Source organism: Neobacillus sp. OS1-32 (assembly GCF_030915425.1).
GTDB lineage: Bacteria > Bacillota > Bacilli > Bacillales > Cytobacillaceae > Neobacillus > Neobacillus paridis.
Window position 1 is genome coordinate 1,382,549 of the sequence record NZ_CP133263.1, and the last position, 25,848, is coordinate 1,408,396.

The window sequence follows — 25,848 nt, forward strand, 5'->3', positions numbered from 1 at the left end:
GGAGAGAATCACTATGAAACTATTACATTCGATAAAACGCTTCTCACTTTCAAATCCAGATCAACTTGCTTATATTTCGCCAACAGAAGAAATCACCTATGGAGAACTTTGGAGTCAATCTGAACAAATAGCAGCATTTTTAATACATTCGAACTTCGACAACCGCTTGCCGGTCATCGTTTATGGTCATATGAATGCCTCGATGGTCGTAACATTTCTTGGCTGTGTCAAAGCAGGATTTTCATATATTCCGATCGATCTTTCAATACCAATTGAAAGAATTTCTAGTATTCTTTCCAGCTCACAGGCTGAATTGGTGATCAATACGACCGATCAAGTTGCAGCATTTGATCCTTCCACTGTTCCTGTTTTTGAGTATAAAGCAATCATCACTGCTGAAGGTACTTGTGTGGAAATAAATGATACCCATTGGGTATCCGGAGATGACAATTTCTATATTATTTATACTTCGGGCAGTACGGGAAATCCTAAGGGTGTACAGATTTCTGCTAAAAATCTGGAAAGCTTTGTCGACTGGATGTTAGAAGACTTCCCAATCAAAGGCAGGCAGCGGTTTTTAAATCAAGCACCCTATTCCTTTGATTTATCCGTCATGGATCTATACCCTGCCCTGGTAAGCGGCGGGACTATTTTTGCCATAACAAAGGAGATGATCGCCAGACCTAAACTGTTATTCGAAGCTCTGGCTGTTTCAAATACAGAGGTTTGGACTTCAACCCCATCATTTGCACAAATGTGTTTGATGGATCCAACGTTTACCGAAGAATTATTGCCTAAACTGAGAGTGTTTTTATTTTGCGGTGAAATATTGCCGGTATCGATATGCCGCGGGCTGAAGGAACGGTTCCCGAAGGCGCAAATTTTCAATACGTATGGGCCGACGGAAGCAACCGTTGCCGTGACTTCGATTGAGGTAACCGAAGATATAATGGATTCCTATGAAAATCTCCCGATCGGTAAGCCAAAAGGCGATACCCGGATCGTCCTTGTCAACGAAAATGGTCGTCCAGTCCCGCCTGGGGAAAAAGGGGAAATCGTTATTGCCGGTCCCAGTGTCAGTAAAGGCTATTTGGGACAGCAAGAGCTTACCGATCGTTCATTTTTCCGTTATGATGGAATTCAAGCCTATCGGACCGGTGATGCGGCTTATGTCGATGAGCACGGTTTGCTTTTTTACAAAGGCAGGATTGATTTTCAAATCAAACTGCATGGATACCGGATGGAGTTGGAGGAGATCGAATACCATATTGCCAATTGCCGATATGTTAAATCAGCCGCGGTTATTCCCATTTACCAGAATGAAAAGGTGGAATATTTACTGGCGGCTATCATCCCGGAAAGCCATGAATTTGAAAAAGAATATCAATTAACCAGTGCCATTAAAAAGGAACTTAGTCAGGTCCTCCCTGCTTATATGATCCCAAGAAAGTTCTCTTATTACGAAGAACTTCCAATGACGGCTAACGGAAAAATGGACCGCAAAAAATTTAGGGAAATGGTAGAACAATGACACCTTATGGTTCTTTTACATTCTTTTTCATCTTAGTGATTCTTCTGGCGCCAACGGTGATTCTTGGATTAAGAGGAAGAATATTCCACGCTTACAATATGTTTGTAACCGTTATTGCCCTTGGCATTATCTTCGCCTCATCACTGCAGCAGGCAGTTGCGTTAATCGGGTTTACGATATGGCAGGTAAGCTTAATAAAAAGCTATATTCATTATCGGAAAAAGAGGAACAGCGATCTTGTCTTTTATTTGGCGGTGGTTCTGTCGATTCTCCCATTGGCCATGTCGAAATTGCTGCCTTATTTTTCGACGATTACATTCATCGGTTTCCTTGGAATCTCTTATTTAACCTTCAAGGGAACACAATTGGTTATGGAAACTAGGGACGGCTTGATTAAAGAAGACCTGCCTATTACCCGCTTACTTTATTTTATTCTGTTTTTCCCAACGATCTCATCGGGGCCAATTGACCGTTACCGCCGTTTTGTAAAGGATTTGGACGCTCAGATTTCGGGAGAACAATATAAATTATACTTGTATGAGGGTATCAACAAGATTTTTCGCGGCTTTTTATACAAATACATTATCGGTTATTCGATCAATTACTATGTAATCAGCAAGTTAAAATTCATCGCCCATAGCCCGCTTGAGCACCATCTTTATTATATGTATGCCTACAGTCTCTATCTCTTTTTTGATTTTGCCGGCTATAGTGCATTTGCAATTGGTGTCAGTTATGTAATGGGAATCAAATCACCGGAAAACTTTAATAAGCCGTTTATCAGCCGGAATATTAAAGATTTCTGGAACCGTTGGCATATGAGTCTTTCCTTTTGGTTTAGGGATTATGTATATATGAGATTTATCTTTTGGATGACGAAGAAGAAATGGATTAAAAACCGCAACACCCTTTCTAATCTTGGCTATATCTTATTGTTTTTACTAATGGGCATTTGGCACGGTCTGGAAGCCCAATATATCATTTACGGCTTGTACCATGCCTTGTTAATGGTCGCATACAATGCATTCGAACGGTTTAATAAAAAACATAAATGGTGGCCGCAAAACAAATTCACACATGCGCTATCCGTTTTTATGACGTTCCATTTTATTTGCTTTGGGTTTTATATTTTTTCAGGACAATTATTTCATAAGGGAGTTTGATCGTAATGGATTTTAAAAATGAAGTGATTTCACTATTAGCGGAAATTTGTCAGGATGATGTGATAAAGGAAAATCCGGATATCGATTTATTTGAAGCCGGTTTACTGGACTCATTTGGAACTGTCGAATTTCTTGTCCAAGTGGAAGATCGTTTTGGTCTCCTTGTTCCGATTACTGAATTCGATCGTGACAAGTGGAACACGCCAAATAATATCGCGATGCAGCTGGCTGATTTAAGATGAAAAAGGCAGTATTCTCACCCTTGATTGCAGCTTTTCTGATTTTGGTTATTTTGGTTGCCATTCCAAGTCAATGGGTTGAGCGTATGATTCCAAACAACAGGGTTTCGGATGCTGCAACCGAATTAAACCCTTTTATGTTTCAAGGCAAATATGTTCAAGATAAAATGCTTGGGGCCAAGCACTATTTGCCGGTTTATGGCTCCTCGGAACTTGCAAGGATGGACCCCTTCCACCCATCTAATTATTTTCAGGAAACAGGGGCACCGTTTACCCCGTTTCTTATTGGCCGGGGAGGAACGACTTCCATTACGCACTTTTTGAATTTTGCTGAACATACTAAACAGCTGAATGGGAAAAAGATTGTTTTTATTATATCGCCGCAATGGTTCCAGCCAAAAGGGACAAATGAATCCCATTTTGTCCCTAATTACTCATCGTTGCAAGCCTATGATTTAGCGTTTAACAAAACAATTGACCCGAAACTAAAAAAAGAGGCGATCAAGCGGCTGTTAACGTACTCGCCAATTAAAAAAGACCCGATCTTATCAACAATGTATAAAGCGGAGATTTCAAAAAATCCTTGGACAAAAAGAAAAGCGGCCTTTGTTCGCCCGATCGCCCTCCTCTATCGGGAAATTTTCCACAAGAAAGACCTTTATTATACGATGAAGGGGGGCCACCCACATAAAAGGATTATCAGTCCAAAGGTTAAAAATAAAACGTGGGAACAATTAGTTGCACAGGCCAACCATTATGGTAAAAAAAGAGCGACGAATAATCATTTTTACGTAACGAATAGTCAATATAAAAAAATACAAAAAATGGTGCCTTTATTAAAGAATAAAAAAGTAGGCGCTTCGTACGGAAGGTCGATTGAATACCAAGATTTTCAAATGTTGCTGGATCTTCTGAAGGAATCCGGAGCAAAACCATTGTTTATCTCTATTCCAGTAAACGGAAAATGGTATGACTATACTGGATTCCCTAAAAAAGGCCGCACAGTATATTACAAACGGATCAAAAAACAAGTTGAGGCCGCCGGCTTTCCCATTGCAGACTTTTCAAATCATGAGTATGATCCTTACTTCATGAAAGACACGATTCATATTGGCTGGAAAGGCTGGGTCTACACCGATAAGGCAATCCAAGACTTCTATGAAGGAAAAAAATTGGAGCTTGATATCGGAACGGAAAAAGAGGTAAAAAAAGCCATTCATTTATAACCATTCGATTTTCTAAACATAGTAGAATAATATTGGCAGAAGGATTATAATATACTCGAATGATATAAAGAGGAGATGGAATCATGCTTTCCAATATCGGCGTTCCAGGTTTAATATTAATTCTAGTCCTTGCATTAATCATCTTTGGCCCAAACAAATTGCCGGAAATCGGTAAAGCATTTGGCAAGTCACTGCGCGAATTTAAACGTGCAACCGATGGAATTACCGATGACATTAAAGCGGAACTAAAGAATGATATCCAAGTGGCAAAAAAGGAATCCATTAATGAAAAAAAATAAACATGTAAAAACATCCCAGAATTCGTTTTCGGGGATGTTTTATTTATTATTATTTTCTTGTTTTCGCTGCCATTGATTGAAATTGGTTCATTAATTTTTTCCGTGATTTATCATTGCGGAGTAAATAGGCAGCGCCTAAGGCGACTGTCGTCATCATCAAATGTCTTCGATTCATTTATCAAACCTCCTCATCCTTACTCTTCCCCGAAGATCAGCTTTTTACAAATAGTTAAGATTAAAAAAGGCCAATCTTTCAAGTAATTGACCTTTCTCATTGGGTTCTTACTCTGCCAGCTTCTCTTTCATCTTGGCGTTATGAGCTTTGTAATGAGCCAATAGCTGATTCAGGATCGCTTTTGCCTGCTTGCTATCCTTATTTTCGACCGCTACTTGGAGACTCTGGAAAGATTTCCAATGGGCCATGCCCTTAGTCCCATGCATTTCTTTGATAAACTCTTCCTTGGTAATCTTCCCTTGCTCCAATTGCTTCTTCAATTCCTGCATTTTTGCCATTCTTCCCTTTTTCCACCGCTCGCGTTTTTCGGCATTTTTTGGACTCATCCACTGACCGCGAAGCTGTTTCTTTTCTTCCAGCACTTTCTCCCACTCCGCCTTTTTTTCCGGAGTGTACTGATCAACCCAAGACATCAGCAGTTGTTCCCGTTCAAGCATTTTTGCATGCCAATCATCATGCATTTTTTGATGATGATTGCCATTGGTGTCAGGCACCGTCCCATGTGCTTCGGCAAATCCTTGGGCTGCAAAGATCAATCCAACCGTTAGAAATAATGCTTTTAATTTCATTCTTTCACCTTCCATTGTTTTGGATATTTTTGTTTCTTCACAAGAAATTATCATGCCCAGTTCATTAAAAAAATTTCCTATTTTGGGAAAAAATTTTTTCCATCAAAAAAAGACCCTCTAACAGGATCTTTTCTAATACACATCTTTTTTAGTAAACACAATGAAAGAAACACTTAGCGCTGCCAGCCACCAAACGAGCAGCACGAGCAGCGAAAAGGAGAGGGTCATTCCTTCAATCGGCGGGGCTGTTCCTTTCAGATAATCCGTTAATCTTAAGTTGACCATAAAAAAATATTTCGCTGATTCCCAAGAGGAAATCATATTATTGAGAATTGCCCCTGAAATCAGAGCAGCTAACATAACCCCCATGCCTGCCGCCGTACTGCGAATCAGCACCGACAGCATGAATGATAAAGTCCCGACGACAATGGCCACAAACCAGACAAGTCCAAAATCCATTAGCAAAAACTTCCACAAACTCAATAATTTGACCTGGGACGTATTTAACCCTTGATCCGTCACATTAAACCCCGTTAAGATCGGCGCCCCCCAGCCTTTGTATCCAAAAACGACCCCGGAGATCGCATAGGATAAAAAGCCGGCAATGGCAATGATGAGGGATACCGCCAGACAGAGAGTTATGTATTTACTCAATAGCACCTTCCACCTTTTAACCGGTCTTGTCAACAGAAGTTTAACCGTACCAAGGCTATGCTCTGAGGAGACCAGATCGCTGGCAATCACCATAACCATTAACGGAATAAACAAATCAATTGAGTTTTCAAGAAAAATGCGCATGAAAGTCGGCGCTCCCGGCTCCGCAGGATTGATGTCATGGTCCAAATAATATTGTTGCTGCTGGAGCGAAATTTGCAGCTGTTTTTTCCATTCGTCGGAAATTCTGCTACTGGAGAGCCGATTGGTTGTATCAACGATTTGTTGTTGCAGGATCGTGCGCCAATCGCTTGTCCCCAATTTTTCCCTTTGCGTTTGCACTTGTTTGTATTGTGCATAAGTAAATAAGATAACCAGAACGCCAATTATGAGAGCGATCACCAGCAACCGTTTCTTGGCAACCAGCTTCATCATTTCATTTTGAATCAATTTATTCAATGGTTTCACCCCCGGTCAGTTCGAGGAACAGATCTTCCAGCACCGGCATTTTTCGATTCATCTCCAACACGGAAACACCTGAGTCAACCAGCTGCTTGTTCCATTCCGGTATCTTTTCCTCGTTATACTCCGTCCAGATGGTTCCATCGTCTTTTTCCTCTATTTTTGTAAGAGCCTGTAAAATTTGTTTTCCTGTTTCATACGGCTCGAGTCGCCAAACCATTTTTTCCCGATTTGACAATAACCTTAGAACTGTATCGGTGCGAATAATTATCCCCTTTGCAATAATTGCTACCCGATCGCATAAAAGCTGAATTTCACTCAACAAATGGCTGGATACAAGAACGCTTAAACCCTCATGTTCCGCAAGAAAGCGGATAAATTCCCGCATTTCGCGAATTCCGGCCGGATCCAATCCATTTGTCGGTTCATCCAGGATGAGCACTTTCGGGTTTCCTAACAGGGCCTGGGCAATGCCAAGCCGCTGCCTCATTCCCAGTGAATAGGTTTTTACTTTATCATGAATTCTTTCTGTTAATCCGACCAGTTCGGTGACTTCTTTAATCCGTTCATCACCAACGCCATCTAACATGCGGGCAAAATGGAGCAGATTATGATAGCCTGAAAGAAAGGGATACAATTCCGGATTTTCCACGATACAGCCAAGGTTCTTTAAAGCAGCTTGAAAGTTTTCTTCTAAATTATAGCCGCATATATGAATACTGCCCGATGTCGGTTTGATTAAGCCAACTAGCATCCGGATTGTTGTTGTTTTCCCGGCACCATTAGGACCAAGAAAGCCAAACACCTCACCTTCCCGCAAATCAAAGGTTAACCCTTTAATAATTTCTTTTCTCCCGATTACTTTTCTTAAATTTTTCACGGATAATGTAATATTTTTTTCCATCAATCCTATCTCCTTACCAGGTAAGCAATGAAGCAACACGTTCTGCGATCAGCCAGTACCCTTTTGTATTGGGATGAAATTTATCGGAATACAAATAGTCATTTACCTTCAATTCAAATAAATCGAAGGTTGGAACAAAGACAATTTTCGGAAACGCCGCACTTACCTCGGCACTGTCATAATTCCAGTGGCGGATCACCTTCGACATTTCTTTCCCTTGGTCCATTTCGCTAAACGGATTGTATAAGCCAATAAAAAACACGTTGGCATGGTCGTTGTTCTTGCGAATTTGTTGAAAAATAAATTTTAAATTATTGAGGTATTTTTTTTCAATCGCAGCAATATCGCCGCTTTGAAAATCAATTAACCCTTGTCCGCCCCGGAACAAATCGTTCCCGCCAATGGTCAGCAAAATAACGTCTGCTTTTTCGAGCTGCCGCTGGACCTCCATTTGCTGGACTTGTTTTTTCAACTGGTCTGACCTTTGACCATTAATCCCGAGGTTTGTCAGCTGGACCGGGCGCTTTGTTTTTTGCTTGATTTCATCCACTAAATCCCCAACATATCCCTTACCCGTCTCATCGCCGGTTCCTCTTGTCAATGAATCACCCAAGGCCACAATCGTTAAACCCTTCTGGTTTTCCGTCTTTGTGACTACTTTCGTTCGCTGTGGTGCCTGATCCGGTTTTCCGGCATAATATTCCTTTACGGCCCAGCCGAGCCCCACAGCCCAAAGCAGACAGAAGAAAACCGCGATAATCGTAATGAAACGGATCACATTCTTACTCAAAAAGCTCAATCCCTTCTTGCTTTTTCTAACTTTTATTTAATCACAAATAGGTTCGGATTCAAACTTTTGACGATTACAAAAATAAATAAACTCCTGAAATGTTTAACATTTTCTAGTAAATTATGGTATTATCAAGCTGAGAAAAACAATGGACAGGAAATGAGAAAATAAATGAAAAAAAGGAAAAGAATCATGATTATGGTTGCAGTCCTGGTGGTATTAGGAGGAGTGTATGTAGGCTTCCTCCAATATAAAATTAGTCAATTCAGCAGAATGGATGCTCCCAAAAACGCCGATTATTTAATTGTCTTGGGGGCAAGGGTGAAAGGAACGGATCCTTCACTGGCCTTAGCTGCGAGAATCGACGCCGCTGCCAGCTATTTACGGAAAAATACGGGGACGATTGTCATTGCTTCGGGGGGAAAGGTCCCGGGGAAGATATTTCAGAAGCTGAATCAATTAAGCGCGAATTAGTTGCTAAGGGAATCAATGAGTCGAGAATTATTTTGGAGGACCGCTCCACTGATACCTATGAAAATATTCGCTTTTCGAAGAAACTAATTCCTTCAAGCGCGAAGCTCGGCCTGATTGTTTCAAATAATTTTCACATGTACCGTGCCCTTTCCATTGCACATGATCAAGGGCTTGCAGTCCAAGGTCTCCCTGCTGAAACACCTTCGATGGCAGTGGTGAAATCCTATAGCCGGGAGTATTTGGCGATTACGAAATACTATTTAATAAAGTATATTTTTTAACAGCACGACTAATTTATTCCCCGGAAAGTTGAGATATATTTAAAAAACTGCAGATGTCCCGCTGAAAGTTGCAGATATATTGTATAAAGTGCTAAACCTTACAGATTATTCTCGCAAAAAGAGAATCGAGTTTTAAATTGAAAAGGCTCTTCCCTTCTTGGAAGAGCCTTGCCAATTAATATGCTTTCGCCCAATAAACCATCTGTTTTGCTTCTTTGCCGCAGCAGACACATTTGTCGGACAGGTGTTCTTGTTCAAATGGGATACAGCGGGAGGTCGCACCGGTTTCTTCTTTGATTTTTTCCTCGCAGGCGAGATCACCGCACCACATTGCTTTTATAAAACCTGGTTTGGTTTCTAGGATTTCATTTAATTCAGCCAAAGTTGTCGCAACCGAAGTTCGTTCTTCGCGATGTTTTAAGGCTTTATTATAAAGGTTGGACTGGATGTCTTCCAATAACTCCGCCAGCTTCGTTTCTAATTGATCAATTGGCACCACTACTTTTTCCAATGTATCTCTTCTTACTAACACCACTTGGTTATTTTCAATGTCCTTTGGCCCCACTTCCAGACGCACCGGGATACCCTTCATTTCATATTCATTGAATTTCCAGCCTGGTTTTTTGTCGCTGGCATCAATACCTACGCGGGCAATTTTGGCTAAGGAATCCTTCAACTCGTAGGCAAAATCCAACACGCCTTCTTTATGCTGCGCGATTGGCACGATCATTACCTGAGTTGGTGCTGCTTTTGGTGGAATCACAAGACCGCGGTCATCGCCGTGAACCATGATCAAGGCCCCGATTACCCTAGTGGTAAAGCCCCATGAGGTTTGATGGACATACTGCTGTTTACCGTCCTTATCAAGGTACTGAATTCCAAATGCTTTGGCAAAGCCTGTGCCAAAATGGTGTGAGGTCCCGGATTGCAATGCTTTGCCGTCATGCATTAAGCTTTCAACGGTAAAGGTTGCTTTTGCCCCAGCAAATTTTTCTTTTTCGGTCTTTTGCCCTTTTACAACCGGGATAGCCAGAACGTTTTCCAAAACATCAGCATACACATTCAGCATTCTAATTGTTTCTTCCATCGCATCTTCGTCAGTGGCGTGGGCAGTATGCCCTTCCTGCCATAAGAATTCTAATGTCCGTAAGAATGGACGGGTTGTTTTTTCCCAGCGAACCACGTTAGCCCATTGATTATAAAGCTTTGGCAAGTCACGATAAGAATGAATGATATGTTTATAATGCTCACAGAAAAGCACCTCTGAGGTTGGCCGAACGACCAGTCTCTCTGTAAGTTCTTCAGAACCGCCATGTGTCACCCAGGCAACTTCAGGAGCGAAGCCTTCAACGTGATCTTTCTCTTTTTGCAACAGGCTCTCGGGAATAAACAAAGGCATATACACATTCTCATGCCCTGTTTCCTTAATCCGGCGGTCCAGTTCGTTTTTAATATTGTCCCATAAGGCAAAACCGTACGGGCGGAGAATCATTGAACCGCGCACACTAGAGTAATCGATTAGATCTGCTTTGGTGACCACGTCTGTATACCACTGGGCGAAATCTTCATCCATGCTGGTTACGTCTTTTACAAATTCCTTTGCCATTATTACACCTCATTTTATTTATTTTTCAGCTTCAACACCGTTAAACGTGCGTTTCCGCATTTTTTTAAAGATAAAAAGACCTTGATCCTCAAAAAGGGACCAAGGCCTGGCGGTACCACCCTACATTTACAAAGCAGCTGCTTTGTACTCTTTCCATGATAACGGAATTGATCCGCTTGTATCTTCAGGTCGATCCGATACAGAACTCGTGAGGCAGGTTCAAATGTCCGTCTTAAGAAACCTCGCACCACCGGTCTCCTCTCTTGGTAAGACTGCCACATTTTACTAGTCCCCGTCATTGTTTCGACTATGTATTTCGAAAAAATTATATATTTCCCAATCGAAAAAGTCAATTCCATCGTGGAATAATTTTCATTTCCTGCTAAAATGCAATGGATTGAGTTATGTTGCGCTCGCCTTTTTTCGACAGCTTTTCTATTTGACACCTTTCCTTAAACCGTTATATAGTTAAACACGTGAATAGTTCAACAACTTAACTATTTTTTTAAAAAATGGTGGTGAATAAAAATTTGCAGGATAGCTTAATACAGGAATTAATTAACCGTTATGTAACCATATCCTTTCAGGTGCATAAGAAAGCTGAGTCTTTAATTAAGGAACAGATTGGCAATGATTTAACCAATGACCAGCATTACATATTAAGGTATATTGATCAATCAGAAAGCTGCACCCCAACGGAATTGGCTGATGTTTTTGAGGTAAATAAAAGTGCCATCACGGCCATTGTCAACCGGATGGCAGACAAGGGGTTAATTGAACGAACCCGCGATCTAAACGACCGCCGAGTGGTCTATTTAACCTTGACTCCAGAAGGTAAGGAACTCTACCAAAAGGCGCAGGAAAAAATTCACCTCTTGGTTGAATCGATTATTACCCAATTTGAAGAACCGGAAATTAAGGCCTTTATCAACACATATGAAAAACTGGCGAAAGTCTTAAACAACAAGAAAAAGGAAGAACTGGGGGAATAAAAATTGCGTGCGATCATTAAAGGAAAATGGGTCATTTTAATCGCCTGGATAGCCATCATTGTCGGCCTTTTCATGGTGGCGCCAAATATGGAAAACCTTGTTCGTGAAAAGGGACAAATTACGGTACCGAAGGGATATTCTTCCACCCAAGCAGCACAAATTCTTAAAGATGTTCAATCAAATGAAAATCGAGGCACAGATTTACAAACGGCACTCGTCTTCCATAGCGATAAAAGATTAACAAAGGAAGATTTTGATGCTGCCGAACAGGCGATCAACAAGCTTGAGCAGCACAAAGAGAAGCTTGGCATTACCGACTTGGTTACTCACTTTAAGCAAAAAAAACTGAAGAATCAACTGGTTTCAAAAGACGGCAAAACCATTCTCGTGTCCTTAAAAGTGACCCCAAATGGACGGGATGGAAAAGAGATTTCGACAGATCTTTATAAAGCCATTGATAACGTCAAATTGGACCACTATTATACGGGCAACTGGGTGATTGGCGAGGATCTTGTCACCAATTCCCAAGAAGGCTTGAAAAAAACAGAAGGAATAACGGTCGTTTTCATCCTTGCAGTGCTTTTACTTGTATTTAGATCAGCGATAGCGCCGCTGATTCCGTTAATTACTGTCGGCTTTAGCTATCTCACTGCCCAATCAATTGTCGCGATATTAGTAGACAAAATTGATTTTCCATTGTCAACCTTTACCCAGATTTTCTTGGTGGCCGTCCTCTTCGGTATTGGCACGGACTACTGCATATTATTGCTGAGCCGTTTTAAAGAGGAATTGGCGCAAAAAGATGATGTAACCGAGGCGATTGTCGCTACTTATCGCACTGCCGGTAAAACGGTAATCTTCAGCGGTATTGCCGTATTAATTGGCTTTGCCTCGATTGGACTCTCAACCTTCCAGCTTTACAAATCTGCCGCAGCCGTTGCTGTAGGGGTGGCCATTCTTTTGCTCGCTCTTGGCACGATTGTTCCCTTTTTCATGGCCGTGCTTGGTAAAAAGCTGTTTTGGCCGTCAAAAGGAAAAATCGAGCATAGCGACAGCAAGCTTTGGGGCAACATGGGAAGTTTTTCGCTGAAACGTCCATTAATCGCCTTTATCATCGTCGCGATTATTGCCGTACCGTCCTTATTTACTTACAGAGACCAGCTATCTTTTAACTCGCTTGAAGAAATCAGCGATAAATATGGATCCATTAAAGGCTTTGATATCATCGCGGATTCATTTGGTCCAGGGGAATCGATGCCGACCCAGGTTGTCATTAAGAACGACGATCAACTGAATACATCCGAGTATATTGCTTTGACTGAGAAAATCAGCCAAGAATTAAAAAAAGTCGAGGATGTTAAAGCCGTCCGCTCTGTGACGATGCCAACCGGAAAGCCGATTGATGATTTCTATCTGTCTAAACAAATTGGTACGGTTGGCGATGGCATAGGCAAAGGCAATGACGGGATTAAAAAAATCAGTGACGGACTTACAAAGGCCGGAGACCAAATGACAGCCAATCAGCCAAAAATGGAAGAGGCCACCAATGGTATCAATAAATTAATCAAAGGTACCTCCGACCTGAAAACGGGAATGGATTCAATCCAAACGGGCTTAAGCCAGATTGCCAAAGGTCTGAAAGACGGCTCACTCGGAGCACGTGATGCCCGCAAAGGTTTAGAAGAAATTACCGCCCAATCCGAGAAACTGTTGGCTGGATATCAACAACTGTTATCAGGCTACGAAAAAGCAGGAAAAGGCCTAAGCAGTTTAAAAGGCCATTACGATGATGTGGCCAAAAACCTGACTCTGTTACATCAAAGCTTAGCAGCGTTAGATCCACATTTCGCCAGATTTGAAGAAACGCTTAAAAAGACTAATCCGCAACTTTTAGCTAATCCAGACTATCAAGCTATTAAAATGACCCTCCAAGGGGTAAAAGGTGTGCCTGGAATTCCCGATTCCCCTGGTGCGGTTGCTGGGACCAAAGCGTTAGCCGATGGACTGCTACAATTAAACGCCGGATTGCAGGGGGCACAGGACGGACTCGGTGTTGCCAATACTAATTTTGCAAAGGCCATTGCCGGACAGAAACAATTGATCAACGGGATGAAACAGCTGATAAGCGGTATGAAGCAGCTCGAGCAGGGTATGAATAAAATGGAAAACGGCCAGGGACAAATCGTTTCTAAGCTACCGCAGTTCTCCAATGGCTTGGATGGTCTGAAAAATGGCCAACAGCAGGTACTGACCGGTTTTCAAACGATGGGCGGGCAAATTACCCAGCTTTCTGATGGTTTGACGCAAAGTGCCGATGGTTTAAACAAGGTGTCCAAAGGACTCAATTCTGCCCAAGACTATCTTTCTACGGTTTCAAAGCAAAAACAGAATGGTTTTTACATTCCGCAGGATGTCTTGGACAGCAAAGATTTTGCCAAGGTTCTTGATACCTACCTGTCGAAAGACCGGAAAGTGATGACCATAGATATTGTCTTTAATAAAAATCCTTATTCCAATGAAACAATTGACCGAATACCGGAAATTAAGGATACGGTAAAACGAGTGGTAAAAAATACGAAACTGGAGAATGCGAAAGTCGCCGTTGGCGGCGTCTCCAGTATGAACAATGACCTGGGAACAATTTCTGAGGGAGATTACTCACGAACTGTGGTATTAATGCTTACAGGAATTGCCTTGATCCTGGCTATCCTGCTCCGTTCGTTTATCATGCCGCTTTATTTAATCGGTTCGTTGATCCTAACCTACTATACTTCAATGTCTATTGCGGAAATGATCTTTATCAACTGGTTGGGCTACACAGGAATAAGCTGGGCCGTTCCATTTTTTGCCTTCGTTATTTTAATTGCACTCGGCATTGACTACAGTATTTTCTTGATGGACCGATTTAACGAGTATCAGCATCTGCCGGTTCGAGAAGCAATTTTGGAATCGATGAAGAAGATGGGAACCGTTATTATTTCGGCAGCGGTGATCTTAGGCGGTACATTTGCCGCCATGATGCCATCGGGCGTTCTATCATTGCTTGAAATTGCTACGATTCTATTAATTGGTCTGGCCCTATACGCCCTCGTCGTCCTTCCCTTATTCGTACCCGTCATGGTGCGGATCTTCGGCGAAGCGAACTGGTGGCCTTTTAAGAAAAATCCATATACTACAGACCATGCTGAATAATATACGAGCACACTGGATTCTCAATTCAGTGTGCTTTCTTTATGATATAAAGACCTTTATTTGATTCCAGGCTCGATGATTATGCTTTTTTCAACTGTGTCAAGCGTCGCCTGAGCACCCAATGGAATAGCAATATGTGGATTGCAATGGCCAATTTGCAAGCCCTTGATTGCCGGTTTCTTGGCCAGCTTGAGATAATGGTCGATCACCTCATCCAATGTTAACGATAAATTTCTCGGAAGACATTCATGAAAATCACCGATTAGTATTCCTGCGGCTGCCGAAAGCTTTCCAGCCATGTACAATTGATTCAACATCCTATCAATCACCCGCGGTTCTTCATTTACCTCTTCGATAAATAACAGTTTATCTTTCGTATCAATTTCAAATCGGGTTCCAAGCGTGCTCACTAGCAGGGATAAATTCCCACCAACAAGCGGACCACTAGCCGTCCCATTCACCAATACTTCTAACGGCGATAGTTCCTCGGTATAAGACAACGGCAGCGGCTGAAATAATTGAAAAAAACTAACCTTTGATAATGGATGGGTATCTTCTCTTCCAATATCCGACCCCAGCATCGGCCCATGGAAGGTGACAAGTCCCGCCTCCTGCCTGAGGGCAGTATGTAAAAAGGTAATATCACTGTACCCCCAAAAGATTTTCGGGTTATTTTGAATCATTTTATAATCAATCTTTGCGGCAATTCTTGCGGTACCATAACCTCCACAAGCACAAATAATCGCTTTGACTTCTTTATCCAAAAACATCTGGTGCAGATCCTCCAGCCGCTCTTGATCGCTCCCGGCCAAATAGCCATTTCTTTGGGCAACATTCTTCCCCACTTTAACCGTTAACCCCAGCTTGGTTAAAAACTGAATTCCTCGTCTCAGGTTTTCTAAATTTGGCGGACTTGCCGGTGCGACCACACCGACTGTATCACCTTGTTTTAACTGAAATGGTTTCATGTATGCCATGTTCCTCCCCCCTTCTTCTACATTATGATTAGACTCAGCATTGCCATGCATTTTTTTAAACAATTGAATTATCCGAAATATTTAAATTACCATCGAATTAAGTGAAACTTTTTCCCTTTACTACCGTACATATATAAAGAACAATTTCTCATTGTTAAGACTGTAAATGATATCTCGAAAGGAGAGGAAATTATTGGGCGTAACACTCAGTAAGGGGCAAAAGGTTGACCTGACAAAAGCTCATCCAGGTCTGCAAAATGTAGTAGTCGGGCTTGGCTGGAACAGCAATCTTGGATCAAATTACGATTTGGATGCCTCTGCTTTTTTATTGGCTTCAAACAGCAAGGTTCACAGCGATCAGGACTTTGTTTTTTACAATAATCCATCAGGGGGTAATGGGTCGATCCTATATAGTGGAGATAATCGCACGGGCTCTGGAGTACAAGATGCGGAACAAATCCGAATTGATTTAGTTCGGGTACCGGCCCATATCCAGCGGATCGCCTTTACGATTACGATTCATGATGCCCAGGCAAAGCGGCAAAATTTTGGACAAGTAGCCGATTCCTATGTGCGAATTTTTAACGAACAAACCAATGAGGAGCTCTTACGCTACAATTTGGGGATGGATTTTACGGTGGAAACGGCCATCGTCGCTGCGGAAATATACCGCTATAACGGCGATTGGAAATTTAATGCGATTGGCAGTGGATTTCAGGGTGGATTAGCAGCACTATGCCGAAACTTTGGAGTTACCGTGGATGATTCACCGGTTGTCTCTTCATCAACACCATCCACTCAGCAGCCCGGTAACCAACAAAACCATACGAGTCATTCTTCCTGGCCGCAACATGGCAATTCCTTTCATTCTTATCAGCCATCCCAGACTCGTTATGATCCTTACCGGCAAAGCCAAGTTAACCAGCCTGCCTATCAGCAGCCCATACACCCTCAACCGGAGCCTTTATATCAGCAGCCGTCCTATGGGTACCCGACATCTTCAACGGTTCCCACTCCTGCCGCAAACGCCTATCGTACATATGGTGGAGACGATATTATTTGCCCCCGCTGCCATTCTTCCAATGTTCGAACCGGAAAGAAGGGCTTTGGACTGGGCAAAGCAGCGATCGGCGGCTTGATTCTCGGTCCGGTTGGCCTACTTGGTGGTTTCATCGGACACAATCAACTAAAGTTTACCTGTAATAACTGCGGTAGCACCTGGTCTCCCTCGCAGACAGATTATGCCGAATGGGCCAATAATCAAAAAAGGAAAGCACAAGAATTATTTAACCGCTATAAAAGCCAGGATGTACTGGATGCTGTTGTAGCCGCTTGTGCCTTGGTGGCGATGGCTGATGGCTATTTGGACACTTCCGAACGGCAAAAGATGGTTGAATTTGTCCACCAAAGCGAAGAATTACGCGTTTTTGAAACAACGAAGGTCATTCAACGCTTCAATCTTTTTGTTTCGCGTCTCGAAAATGACCGCGTGATCGGCCGCGCTGAGGCTTTTCGTGCCCTTGGAAAAATGAGAACAAAACCGGAAGTGGCCCGCTTGGTTGCCCGTTACTGCATCGCCATCGGTTACGCGGATGGGAACTTTGACCACAATGAAAAGCAAACGGTCGTAGAGATTTGTCACGAACTCGGTTTAAACCCGGCGGAGTTCTTATCCTAAAAATGAGAAAGCCCTCGATCCCCATGTTTTTAGGAATCGGGGCTTTGATTACTTCCACACCCGTTGATTTTCGACTCTTTTCGTTAAGCCCAAGGCATCCAATTTTTCCAGAAAAGGAATCATATATTTGCGGGACAGGCCAAGCACTTCCTTTGCCTCGCCAACTTCAAACTCAGAACCGGTACCACTTCTTAATTTTTCCACTGCTTCATGAAAGACGGTTCCATAATAGGCTACCTGCTCATCCAGCATGACAATAAGCCCTTGTTCCTCAAGAAATCGCTTTAAGTCCATAGCCACAGAGTCAGGAATACCGGCGGAGGAAAAATAATCCTTCAGAGAACGCGTCTTCAACTGATCCCTTTGCAATTCCGCAAGTAGATTCTCGGTCCGCTTTGCCCAGTTTTTCGGCACATGAGGTACAAAATCAGCTAACGAAACAAATTGCTCTTTTCGGTTAAAAACATGGTTAGCAATCCTATTTTCAATGACAAAGTCCAGTAATCCCTTTGGGTATCTCTTTTGCATGGCTTGTAAAAGCTCTGCCTTATTCTCTCCGGCCTTCATCGGGTGCTGCAAATGATACTCTTGCAGACGATCGATCAAATCCTCTTCAATTTCTCGAATAAATAATGTTAGGGTATATTCTTTTCCATTGTACAAAACAAACTCTTCATCCCTCAGCTGCTCCTTCAATACCGCTTCATCCAGCGACGTCTGCTTTAGCAGCTCTGACAGCGTCAGGCTTTTTGCTTCCATTAATGCTGCGGTAATCCGCTCCTTAGGTGACCCTGCCTGTTTCTTTTTCAAATCTTCAATGGTTTGACTGCCAAAGCGATATTTATTTCCCCGTGGATCAATCACCCAGCCGCCGCCAATCGTTTCCTGCGGACTTGGTCTGCGTAAAATAAATCGGTCTCCGCGTTTCGCCAGGATCTCTTCATCAAGCCGTAGCTGGCACAAGATTTCACCATTTTCCTGTTTCACTTCATTGCGGTCAAAAAAGACAATTCGGCCCATGACTTCTGTTGTTCCAATATGCAGCTTGATCGGCATCCTTTGTTTAATCAAATGCTCCAGCTTATCCACGACATGGATGGCCACATCGACGACCTTTGTGACAATAAAATGTTCCGTGGAAACAAGCACATCGCCGCGTTCAAGCTCCTCTTTGGAAACCCCCGAAAGGTTAATCGCCGCCCGTTGGCCCGCATAGGCTTTTGCGGCCGGTTTATGATGCACTTGAATCTGCCGCGCCCGGACTTCAAGCCCCTTTGGCATAATTTTTAACAGTTGCCCTTCCTCAACCGTTCCCTCATAGACCGTTCCCCGGACAACCGTCCCTTGGCCTTTCACGGTAAACACCTGGTCGATTGGCAGCCGGAATGCCCCTTTGGCATCACGCATATCCTGCTGTTTCAAGGTATCAATAATTAATTCTTTTAGCTCGGTGATGCCTTTCTTTGATAGGCTGTCAACGAGAACAAATGGGGCATCCTCAAAGACCGTGCCAGTAAGTTCCGTTAAAATATCGTCTCTTACAAGTTCGATAAAGTCTTCATCAACACGGTCAATTTTGGTAATCGCCACAATTCCATTTTTGATTCCTAAAAATTTTAAAATCTCTAAATGCTCTCTTGTCTGCGGCATCACTCCCTCATCAGCTGCAACGACTAAAACGACTAAATCAATGCCGGCAACACCAGCAATCATTTGCCGGATAAAACGCTCATGACCCGGGACATCGATTACCGAAATTTGAATTTCCTGATCCTCATATAATGGGGCAAATCCGAGTTCAATCGAAATTTGCCGTTCCTTTTCCTCTTTTAACCGGTCTGTATCAATATTTGTTAAAGCTTTTGTCAGCGAAGTTTTGCCATGGTCAATATGTCCTGCCATTCCGATCGTAAAATATCGTTTTTCCAAGCCCGCCACCTTCTTTACAGTCTTCTCCTTTACTGTAGCTCGAATAAGCTAATTGTTCAAGCGAACGAATTGATGACGAAAATTAGGTTCTGCACCAAGCTAAATATGTTCACAATTTGTTAAAAATAAACTATAATAATAATATAAATTTGCCTTAGGGAAACTTTTGTTGATGGACGAAACAAACATCCGCATAGGAAAAAAGAAAGGATGATTTCTTATGGGTCATACAAATTCACTGGCTGTTAAAAAGGCTCAAGCTTCGGAGCGACGAACCGTTTTAGCTGCAAGAGATGCCATTGAGGGAAAAGTAACAGGCATCCGTGCCTTGCTGCCATTTATCGGGCCGGCATTTATTGCCTCGATTGCTTACGTAGATCCAGGGAATTTTGCCACAAACATCCAAAGTGGTGCTCGTTTTGGTTATAAAATGCTCTGGGTAATTGTGTTAGCCAACCTAATGGCCATGTTGTTACAAAATATGTCGGCAAAATTAGGAATCGCTACGGGACAAAACCTGCCTGAGGTTTGCCGCCAGTATTTGCCGAAATGGCTGACGATGATTATGTGGATCGTCTCAGAACTTGCAGCCATGGCCACTGACCTGGCCGAATTTTTAGGAGCGACATTGGCTTTAAATTTATTGGCCGGGATCCCGATGTTTTATGCGGTGATTATCACTGGAATAGTTACTTACTTCATTTTGCTTATGGAAAAATACGGCTTCCGGCCCATAGAAAAATTTATCGCTGCATTTGCGATGATTATTGGCCTATGTTATTTAGTAGAAACCGTACTGTCAAAACCGAATTTTGCGCAAATTGCCTATCACAGCGTTGTACCATGGCTTGGTAATAAAGAAAGCATCATGCTTGCCGTCGGCGTCATTGGGGCAACCGTCATGCCTCATGCGATTTACTTGCATTCAAGTCTTACGCAAAACCGGATTGTTCCTCGCAATGATATGGAAAAAATAAAGATTCAAAAATTCAGTTCGCTGGAAATTCTGATTGCCATGTTTCTTGCCGGATTTGTAAACTTGGCGATGATGTATATGGCGGCTTCCGTATTTCATACATCAGGAAAAAGTGATATCGCCGACCTGACAACTGCTTATCACACGCTTACACCGCTGCTCGGTTCGGCCGCAGCCAGTGTGTTCTTGATTTCTTTACTTGCCTCCGGTATTTCCAGTTCTGTTGTCGGTACCATGGCGGGGCAAGTGATCATGCAGGGATTTGTCGGCTTTGCGATTCCCGTTTGGGTTCGCCGACTCGTGACCATGCTGCCGAGTATTATTATCGTTGCTATCGGTGCCGACCCGACGCAAACCCTGGTCATCAGTCAGGTAATCCTTAGCATCGTCCTGCCATTCCCTGTCATCGCCTTGATTTACTTTACCCAAAAAAGGGAACTGATGGGAGTATTAACGAATAAACGGATCACAACCATCGTTTCAAGCCTGTTTGCGATCATTATCCTAGGGCTAAATATCTGGCTGGTAATCCAGGCATTTATCGGATAAAAAAACCGAAATTTTGCACTCAACCGCAAAATTTCGGTTTTTTCTTTGGCCGATAGGAAAGTATAAAAACTTTCCTATCAGGCATAAGTGTAACTACGCCTCATGAACCGCCTTAAAGGCTCGCCAATCGGCGAGTTTTCTTTAAATTTTCCAAGGGATTTTCGCTAATTTATGCAGTTTCCCGCCATTTATCTAATTGGTAAACACAAATTCCGTCCTGCTGCCGGTTTGTCCGGCAATAACCTCGAGTCTGGCATCAATCCGCTCCTTCAATTCCGGAACGTGCGAGATTATACCAACCAAACGGCCACCGTTTTGAATATCCAACAAGGCCTCAATCGCCTGATCAAGCGACTCAGGATCCAAAGTGCCAAATCCTTCATCGATGAACATGGTCTCCAATGATACGCCGCCAGCATAATTTTGGACGACATCTGCTAGTCCAAGTGCCAATGAAAGCGACGCTTTAAAGCTCTCACCGCCGGATAATGTCTTGACATGGCGTTCCTGGCCGGTGTATTGGTCAAATACCAGCAAATCCAAACCGCTTTGGGCGTTTCCTTTAGCCCGGTCTGTTTTCCTGAGCAGCTGGAACCGTCCGGATGTCATTTTTCGCAGCCGCACATTGGCTTCGCGTAAAATATCATCCAAAAAGGCAGCCAAGACGTAACGCTCAAAGGTGATTCGGAAGATATTCTGCCCCTTTGTAATCTCATACAAATGTCCAATCAGTTTATAACGCTCCTCGAGCAGCTTCATCGAACTCATTTAACTGTTCAATCCGCTGATAGATTTCTTCATTGTCGCGCTTTTTCACAAAAATATCAGTTCGTTTACTATTTAATTCAGCAATTTCTGCTGCTAATTTTTCCAATTCGGCTTTTAACCCGGCTACATCAGGCACCTTTACATCTTTTAACTTGATCGTTAATTCAGCAAAGCGATCGGAGACGGATCGTAATTCTTCGCGGTAGCTGCGAATTTCTGCTTCCAATGTTTCGATGCTGGCAGCTGAAAGCTTCGAGTCATGATAAACCGTATAATTTTCAAATCCCTGTTCGGAAAGTTGATTTTTAAAGGTTTCCCGTTCAACCCTAAGCTCCTGTTGTTTCGTCTGAAATAACTTTTCGGCTTCCAGCAATCTTGCTGCCTCAGCGGCCTGCTTTTGTTTTACCGCTTGTACCCGCTTTTCGGCCTCCTCCAGCTGCTTCATCAGTAACTGCTGGCGTTCCTTTAATCCGGCAAGCGTTTTTTCATACTCTGTGACCGAGCGAAGATTTTCCGGGATAAGTGACATCATTCGCGAAAGATTGGTTTTCTTTTCAGTAAATTGCACGGTCAACAGCGTTACGTTTTCCGCTAATTGCTGAATGAGCTTCTGTAACTTCTGCTTGTCCGTTTCCTTTTTTTTGAGCTCCAGCGTAATTGGCTCAAGCTGTTGCAGCTGTTCTGCCAATTTCTTTTGCTCAAGGGCAAGATTATTTTTAGCCAGAGTGACTTCTGTTTTGACCGAAAGCACATCTGTTTCCGTAAAATCAATCCTTTTTGCCCGAATCTCTGCCAGTATTTCATCCAGCCCTTCCCTTTGGGTTTTCTCGTCTGACTGGCATTGATACAGCCTTGCTTCATCGGCCGATTTTTCTTCCTCCCATTTGGCAGCCTGGGCCTTGGCCGCTTTTAAGTCCTCCTCATTAGGAATGTTGTCACCAAGATGCCCCGCCGGTGAGGAATGGTGGACCGATCCGCAAACCGGACAAGCCTCCCCCTCTTGAAGTCTTGAGGCTAATAGGGCTGCTTGTCCATTCAGCCATTTTTGCTCCAAGTCGGCAACCAACGCCTTTGCGTCCGTTAATCTGGCAAGTGTATTCACAAATTGTTTAGAACTGGCTTCAAGATTTTGTTGTGCTTTTAAATAACGTTGTTGCAGAAGTTGGAATTTATCTAGGATGTCCAGTTCAGCCTGCAGCCTTTCCAGCTTTCGCTCATTTTCAAGATAGACAAGCTGCCCTTTTTCAATCTCCGTCTTCTGCTGCTGCAGGCGGCTGAGTCTTTCTTCTACTTGCGCCAAATTCTTTTCCGCCACTGACTGGTCCTTTTTGGCAGCTTCTAATTCCGCTGCGACAGCCGACGTTTGTTTCATCAATGAAGCGAATGAATAGATGTCATCCTTCAAATTGCTTAAGCGATTGATTTCATCAAGGAGCGACTGTCGTTCACCCTCACGCGCAAGCTCCTGTTGCAGCTGTTCTTCATGTTGTTGAGCAAGACCCTGCAATTTTTCGATCGCCGCTTTGATTTGCTGAACATTTTCAGCTACTAGGTCGGCTTCGCGTTTTAAACGGTGGCATAGTTCTTCCTGTTTAGCTAAAACGGCTGCCCTTTGCCCCCTCCGGATCTGGTTTTCTTTTTCAGCAAAAAGAGCAGCTTGTGAAGTCAGCAGTGCTTTTTGATTCTTTAATTTTTCGAGGGTTTGCAGCTGCTCCAAGATCGTTTCGGCTTCAGAAAGCTTGGCTTTCACCTGATCCTGCCGCAGGACTTGGGCTTTTAACTGTCCGTCTAATTGTTCAAGCAGTTCAGCCAACCCGCTGATTTCCTCCTGCAAAAGCGGCAAAATCAGCGTATCATTCTCACTGCCAGCCCCCACATACTCCCGCAATTCATCATTCGTAACAGCTTGGATCCTTCGTATCGCTTCATTTCGTGATTGAACTTGGGCATCAACCGATTTCTTCAGTTCGCTCGCTTCTTCCTTCAGTTTTTCCTCGACCAGTTTATATACTTGAGTGTGAAACAGCCGTTGCAGAATGACCTCCTTATCCTTGCTGTCGGATGTTAGCAGTTTGCGGAATTCTCCTTGGGGTATCATTAAAATCTGCCGGAATTGATTGGCATCTATTAACATGATCTCTTTTATCTTCTCTTCAACATCAGTAATTTTCGAAGCTAATAGTTTTCTCTCACCATCCGAACCCCAAATATATAACTCCGCCTTGGCCCCAATGGTAGTACACCCATCGCCTTTTTCTTTCTTTTTTAACTGCTGTGGCGACCGGGTAATGGAGTAAACCTGATTTCGTAAGGAAAAATCTAACGAAACCTCTGTCAGCAAATCATCGCTGGCAAAATGGCTCCGGAGTTCAGGACCATTGCGATCCTCGCCGCTTGCTTTCCCATAAATGGCATAGCTGATGGCGTCAAAAATAGTCGTCTTGCCGGAACCGGTTTTTCCAGAAATAACAAACATTGTTCGATTACCAAGTTCTGTGAAATCAATACATTCCCGTTCCGCATAGGGGCCAAATGCCTGCATCGTCAATCTTATTGGTCTCATTTGACAGCAGCCTCCCCTTTTAATACTTTTTCGATCATTTCCGCCATCACCGCTTTTTTCTCGCTCGTAAATGCGGATGTCGTCATTTCTGTGTAAAATTGTTCAAATAGCTCTATCTCCGATTTCTTCTCAGCGCGGATGGCATTAAAGGATTGTTTCTTTTTCAAATTCAAGACATCAATTTTTCGTTCAAGATGCAGGACGTTGGGGTATACCTGCCTTAGTTTATTGATCGGGTCAATTAACGCGCCTTCATCAAGCAGAGTTATTTTTAAATAATCATTTGTCCGTTCCTTTTCGTAAAATTGCGGATCAAGCAGTTGATCGATAAATCCGACAAGCTCCCGCATATCATGCTTCGGGGTTAGAGAGCGATAACGATGGGTGAAATTTCCACTCTGATCTATTTCAATAATCGAAATGGATTTATTTTGGGTTGCTTCGGAAAAAGAATATTTTAATAGTGAGCCGGAATATTTCACTGTTTCATGACGGATGGCATCGGGGCTGTGAAGGTGGCCAAGGGCCGTATAAGAAAAAGGAGCAAACAATTCCGCACCGACGCAACCGGAACCGCCGACCGATAGGACCCGTTCGGAATCCGATGTTTGCCCGCCCAACACAAAGGCATGTCCTACGAGGACATTTGGTTCATTAGGGTTAATCGTTTCTTCGATTCTTCCAATCAGCGCCTTCATAGCATCATGATGGGAATGGATTGAATCGTCCCCTAAAAGTTCCCGGACGACACCTGGTTCAGCGTAAGGAAGGAGATAAAAGTTCACTCCATTTATGCGAACCGGTTCAAAACAGTTTGCCAGTTTGCCGGATAAATAGAATTGACTATGCTTATACCATGAGCTGCCAAAAGAAAGCCGTTCGGCACTATCGTGGTTTCCGGCAATTGCCACAATTGGTGTCTTCGCTTCAACATTAATTTTAAATAAAATTTCATCTAACAATTCTACTGCATCGGTGGGCGGAACGGAACGGTCATACAGATCGCCGGCAATGACGACCGCATCCGGCTCTTCCTCTCGAACGACGTCGACAAATTGATTCAACACTTCCCGCTGGTCCGCCGTCATATAGACACCGTGCACCAGTTTTCCTAAATGCCAATCGGCGGTATGGATAAATTTCATCAGATCACCCTGTTTTTTGATAAACTAGATTTTTCAATATCTCTATTATAGCAAATTACCGATTCACCAGCTCTGGTAATTGATGATATGAATACTCAAAACAACAAAAAACAGCCCGGCAATTGTACCGGACTGTTATAGTCAGTATGAGAAATTACTTCTTAGTTACGTTAGCAGCTTGAGGTCCACGAGCTCCTTCAACTACTTCGAAAGAAACTTCTTGACCTTCTTCTAAGGTTTTGAAACCTTCTGATTGGATTGCTGAGTAATGAACGAATACGTCGTTACCGTCTTCTCCTTCGATGAATCCGAAACCTTTTTCTGAGTTAAACCATTTTACCTTACCGTTTTTCATTAAAAAAATCCTCCTATTGGCCATTCAGCCATGTTTAAAATTCACCAAATTACAACGTACCTAGCTTTACTTCATTACCTTATCCATTCTTGGTTTAAACCTTGAACAAGCTTGTAACATAAATCTAATAACGTGTAACGGCTGATTAAAATTTAACATTTCTAAGAAGTAATGTCAAGTTTAGGGCGCATGACACAAATTGACACCATTCTGCCCAGATAATTTAGAAATCTCGTCCCCACCCCTAAAATGACAGACATATGGGCGGTTTTTAACCAAAAATCGGTCAGT

The 25,848-nt window shown here is 42.9% G+C and carries 21 protein-coding genes, 1 pseudogene and 1 other annotated feature; of the genes and pseudogenes, 10 read left to right on the forward strand and 12 right to left on the reverse strand.

Annotated elements, in window-relative coordinates; translation table 11 throughout:
- Positions 1 to 13 precede the first annotated feature (13 nt).
- The 5 genes from dltA (at position 14) to tatA (ending at position 4,458) form a co-directional block, all read left to right on the forward strand.
- Positions 14 to 1,531: a D-alanine--poly(phosphoribitol) ligase subunit DltA gene (gene dltA / locus RCG24_RS07085; RefSeq protein ID WP_308078733.1), complete on the forward strand. Its 1,518-nt coding sequence runs from the start codon at positions 14 to 16 to the stop codon at positions 1,529 to 1,531.
- Positions 1,528 to 2,694 (forward strand): D-alanyl-lipoteichoic acid biosynthesis protein DltB, encoded by a 1,167-nt coding sequence (gene dltB, locus RCG24_RS07090; RefSeq protein ID WP_308078734.1) that lies wholly within the window; start codon positions 1,528 to 1,530, stop codon positions 2,692 to 2,694. The genes dltA and dltB overlap by 4 nt, the downstream gene beginning before the upstream one ends.
- 5 nt (positions 2,695 to 2,699) lie before the next feature.
- Positions 2,700 to 2,936, forward strand: coding sequence for a D-alanine--poly(phosphoribitol) ligase subunit 2 (gene dltC / locus RCG24_RS07095; protein ID WP_308078735.1), 237 nt, complete (start codon positions 2,700 to 2,702; stop codon positions 2,934 to 2,936).
- The gene (dltD, locus tag RCG24_RS07100; protein WP_308078736.1) at positions 2,933 to 4,159 is read left to right on the forward strand and encodes a D-alanyl-lipoteichoic acid biosynthesis protein DltD; all 1,227 of its coding nucleotides are present in this window, start codon (positions 2,933 to 2,935) and stop codon (positions 4,157 to 4,159) included. The genes dltC and dltD overlap by 4 nt, the downstream gene beginning before the upstream one ends.
- An 83-nt stretch (positions 4,160 to 4,242) precedes the next feature.
- Positions 4,243 to 4,458 carry a twin-arginine translocase TatA/TatE family subunit gene (tatA, locus tag RCG24_RS07105; RefSeq protein WP_308078737.1) on the forward strand — a complete coding sequence of 72 codons (216 nt, stop codon included), beginning with the start codon at positions 4,243 to 4,245 and terminating at the stop codon, positions 4,456 to 4,458.
- A gap of 49 nt (positions 4,459 to 4,507) precedes the next feature.
- Here tatA and RCG24_RS07110 read toward each other — a convergent pair whose 3' ends face one another.
- The 5 genes from RCG24_RS07110 to RCG24_RS07130 all read right to left on the reverse strand — a co-directional run bounded on the left by RCG24_RS07110 (position 4,508) and on the right by RCG24_RS07130 (position 8,072).
- Entirely contained in the window at positions 4,508 to 4,633 is a 126-nt protein-coding gene (locus RCG24_RS07110) for a hypothetical protein (RefSeq protein ID WP_308078738.1), read from the reverse strand.
- Between the two features lie 107 nt (positions 4,634 to 4,740).
- Positions 4,741 to 5,262: a hypothetical protein gene (locus tag RCG24_RS07115; protein ID WP_308078739.1), complete on the reverse strand. Its 522-nt coding sequence runs from the start codon at positions 5,260 to 5,262 to the stop codon at positions 4,741 to 4,743.
- 132 nt (positions 5,263 to 5,394) lie between these two features.
- Entirely contained in the window at positions 5,395 to 6,375 is a 981-nt protein-coding gene (locus RCG24_RS07120; RefSeq protein WP_308078740.1) for an ABC transporter permease, read from the reverse strand.
- Positions 6,368 to 7,282, reverse strand: coding sequence for an ABC transporter ATP-binding protein (locus RCG24_RS07125; protein ID WP_308078741.1), 915 nt, complete (start codon positions 7,280 to 7,282; stop codon positions 6,368 to 6,370). Before RCG24_RS07125 ends, RCG24_RS07120 begins: the two co-directional genes overlap by 8 nt.
- A 13-nt stretch (positions 7,283 to 7,295) precedes the next feature.
- Complete coding sequence (locus tag RCG24_RS07130) at positions 7,296 to 8,072, reverse strand: SGNH/GDSL hydrolase family protein (RefSeq protein ID WP_308078742.1); 777 nt, start codon at positions 8,070 to 8,072, stop codon at positions 7,296 to 7,298.
- A 171-nt stretch (positions 8,073 to 8,243) separates the two neighbouring features.
- On the opposite strand from RCG24_RS07130, the pseudogene RCG24_RS07135 reads away from it, so the two are divergent.
- Positions 8,244 to 8,827: pseudogene (locus tag RCG24_RS07135) on the forward strand (YdcF family protein).
- Positions 8,828 to 9,002: 175 nt separating this feature from the next.
- On the opposite strand, the gene proS reads toward RCG24_RS07135, so the two are convergent.
- Positions 9,003 to 10,433, reverse strand: a complete 1,431-nt coding sequence (proS, locus tag RCG24_RS07140; protein ID WP_202654083.1) for a proline--tRNA ligase — start codon at positions 10,431 to 10,433, stop codon at positions 9,003 to 9,005.
- A 91-nt stretch (positions 10,434 to 10,524) separates the two neighbouring features.
- Positions 10,525 to 10,741 (reverse strand) — a binding site (T-box leader).
- Positions 10,742 to 10,945: 204 nt separating this feature from the next.
- Between proS and RCG24_RS07145 the strand changes: the two genes are divergently transcribed.
- Both RCG24_RS07145 and RCG24_RS07150 read left to right on the forward strand, forming a co-directional pair.
- Positions 10,946 to 11,425 carry a MarR family winged helix-turn-helix transcriptional regulator gene (locus RCG24_RS07145; RefSeq protein ID WP_202654082.1) on the forward strand — a complete coding sequence of 160 codons (480 nt, stop codon included), beginning with the start codon at positions 10,946 to 10,948 and terminating at the stop codon, positions 11,423 to 11,425.
- Between the two features lie 3 nt (positions 11,426 to 11,428).
- Complete coding sequence (locus RCG24_RS07150) at positions 11,429 to 14,617, forward strand: MMPL family transporter (RefSeq protein WP_308078743.1); 3,189 nt, start codon at positions 11,429 to 11,431, stop codon at positions 14,615 to 14,617.
- A gap of 56 nt (positions 14,618 to 14,673) precedes the next feature.
- On the opposite strand, the gene RCG24_RS07155 is transcribed toward RCG24_RS07150, so the two are convergent.
- Positions 14,674 to 15,594: a S66 peptidase family protein gene (locus tag RCG24_RS07155; protein WP_308078744.1), complete on the reverse strand. Its 921-nt coding sequence runs from the start codon at positions 15,592 to 15,594 to the stop codon at positions 14,674 to 14,676.
- Between the two features lie 193 nt (positions 15,595 to 15,787).
- Between RCG24_RS07155 and RCG24_RS07160 the strand changes: the two genes are divergently transcribed.
- A complete protein-coding gene (locus tag RCG24_RS07160) occupies positions 15,788 to 17,272 on the forward strand; it encodes a TerD family protein (RefSeq protein ID WP_308078745.1) in 1,485 nt (494 codons plus the stop codon).
- 48 nt (positions 17,273 to 17,320) lie between these two features.
- Here RCG24_RS07160 and selB read toward each other — a convergent pair whose 3' ends face one another.
- On the reverse strand, positions 17,321 to 19,201 hold the full coding sequence (gene selB, locus RCG24_RS07165; protein ID WP_202654078.1) for a selenocysteine-specific translation elongation factor: 1,881 nt from the start codon (positions 19,199 to 19,201) through the stop codon (positions 17,321 to 17,323).
- A 220-nt stretch (positions 19,202 to 19,421) separates the two neighbouring features.
- Between selB and RCG24_RS07170 the strand changes: the two genes are divergently transcribed.
- Positions 19,422 to 20,726, forward strand: coding sequence for an Nramp family divalent metal transporter (locus tag RCG24_RS07170; protein ID WP_202654077.1), 1,305 nt, complete (start codon positions 19,422 to 19,424; stop codon positions 20,724 to 20,726).
- 192 nt (positions 20,727 to 20,918) lie between these two features.
- Here the strand turns inward: RCG24_RS07170 and RCG24_RS07175 are convergent, their stop codons facing one another.
- The 4 genes from RCG24_RS07175 to RCG24_RS07190 all read right to left on the reverse strand — a co-directional run bounded on the left by RCG24_RS07175 (position 20,919) and on the right by RCG24_RS07190 (position 25,557).
- On the reverse strand, positions 20,919 to 21,494 hold the full coding sequence (locus tag RCG24_RS07175; protein ID WP_308078746.1) for an SbcC/MukB-like Walker B domain-containing protein: 576 nt from the start codon (positions 21,492 to 21,494) through the stop codon (positions 20,919 to 20,921).
- Complete coding sequence (locus RCG24_RS07180) at positions 21,460 to 24,057, reverse strand: AAA family ATPase (RefSeq protein ID WP_308078747.1); 2,598 nt, start codon at positions 24,055 to 24,057, stop codon at positions 21,460 to 21,462. Before RCG24_RS07180 ends, RCG24_RS07175 begins: the two co-directional genes overlap by 35 nt.
- Entirely contained in the window at positions 24,054 to 25,202 is a 1,149-nt protein-coding gene (locus tag RCG24_RS07185) for an exonuclease SbcCD subunit D (protein ID WP_308078748.1), read from the reverse strand. Before RCG24_RS07185 ends, RCG24_RS07180 begins: the two co-directional genes overlap by 4 nt.
- Before the next feature lie 154 nt (positions 25,203 to 25,356).
- Entirely contained in the window at positions 25,357 to 25,557 is a 201-nt protein-coding gene (locus RCG24_RS07190; protein WP_202654074.1) for a cold-shock protein, read from the reverse strand.
- Positions 25,558 to 25,848: the final 291 nt, after the last annotated feature.

Coding starts and splice junctions, on each gene's coding strand:
- RCG24_RS07145 (WP_202654082.1), top strand. CDS start 10,946: ATGGTGGTGAATAAAAATTTGCAGGATAGCTTAATACAGGAATTAATT.
- tatA (WP_308078737.1), top strand. CDS start 4,243: ATGCTTTCCAATATCGGCGTTCCAGGTTTAATATTAATTCTAGTCCTT.
- RCG24_RS07110 (WP_308078738.1), bottom strand. CDS start 4,633: ATGAATCGAAGACATTTGATGATGACGACAGTCGCCTTAGGCGCTGCC.
- dltA (WP_308078733.1), top strand. CDS start 14: ATGAAACTATTACATTCGATAAAACGCTTCTCACTTTCAAATCCAGAT.
- dltB (WP_308078734.1), top strand. CDS start 1,528: ATGACACCTTATGGTTCTTTTACATTCTTTTTCATCTTAGTGATTCTT.
- dltD (WP_308078736.1), top strand. CDS start 2,933: ATGAAAAAGGCAGTATTCTCACCCTTGATTGCAGCTTTTCTGATTTTG.
- RCG24_RS07115 (WP_308078739.1), bottom strand. CDS start 5,262: ATGAAATTAAAAGCATTATTTCTAACGGTTGGATTGATCTTTGCAGCC.
- RCG24_RS07170 (WP_202654077.1), top strand. CDS start 19,422: ATGGGTCATACAAATTCACTGGCTGTTAAAAAGGCTCAAGCTTCGGAG.
- dltC (WP_308078735.1), top strand. CDS start 2,700: ATGGATTTTAAAAATGAAGTGATTTCACTATTAGCGGAAATTTGTCAG.
- RCG24_RS07175 (WP_308078746.1), bottom strand. CDS start 21,494: ATGAGTTCGATGAAGCTGCTCGAGGAGCGTTATAAACTGATTGGACAT.
- RCG24_RS07155 (WP_308078744.1), bottom strand. CDS start 15,594: ATGGCATACATGAAACCATTTCAGTTAAAACAAGGTGATACAGTCGGT.
- RCG24_RS07185 (WP_308078748.1), bottom strand. CDS start 25,202: ATGAAATTTATCCATACCGCCGATTGGCATTTAGGAAAACTGGTGCAC.
- proS (WP_202654083.1), bottom strand. CDS start 10,433: ATGGCAAAGGAATTTGTAAAAGACGTAACCAGCATGGATGAAGATTTC.
- RCG24_RS07125 (WP_308078741.1), bottom strand. CDS start 7,282: ATGGAAAAAAATATTACATTATCCGTGAAAAATTTAAGAAAAGTAATC.
- RCG24_RS07190 (WP_202654074.1), bottom strand. CDS start 25,557: ATGAAAAACGGTAAGGTAAAATGGTTTAACTCAGAAAAAGGTTTCGGA.
- RCG24_RS07180 (WP_308078747.1), bottom strand. CDS start 24,057: ATGAGACCAATAAGATTGACGATGCAGGCATTTGGCCCCTATGCGGAA.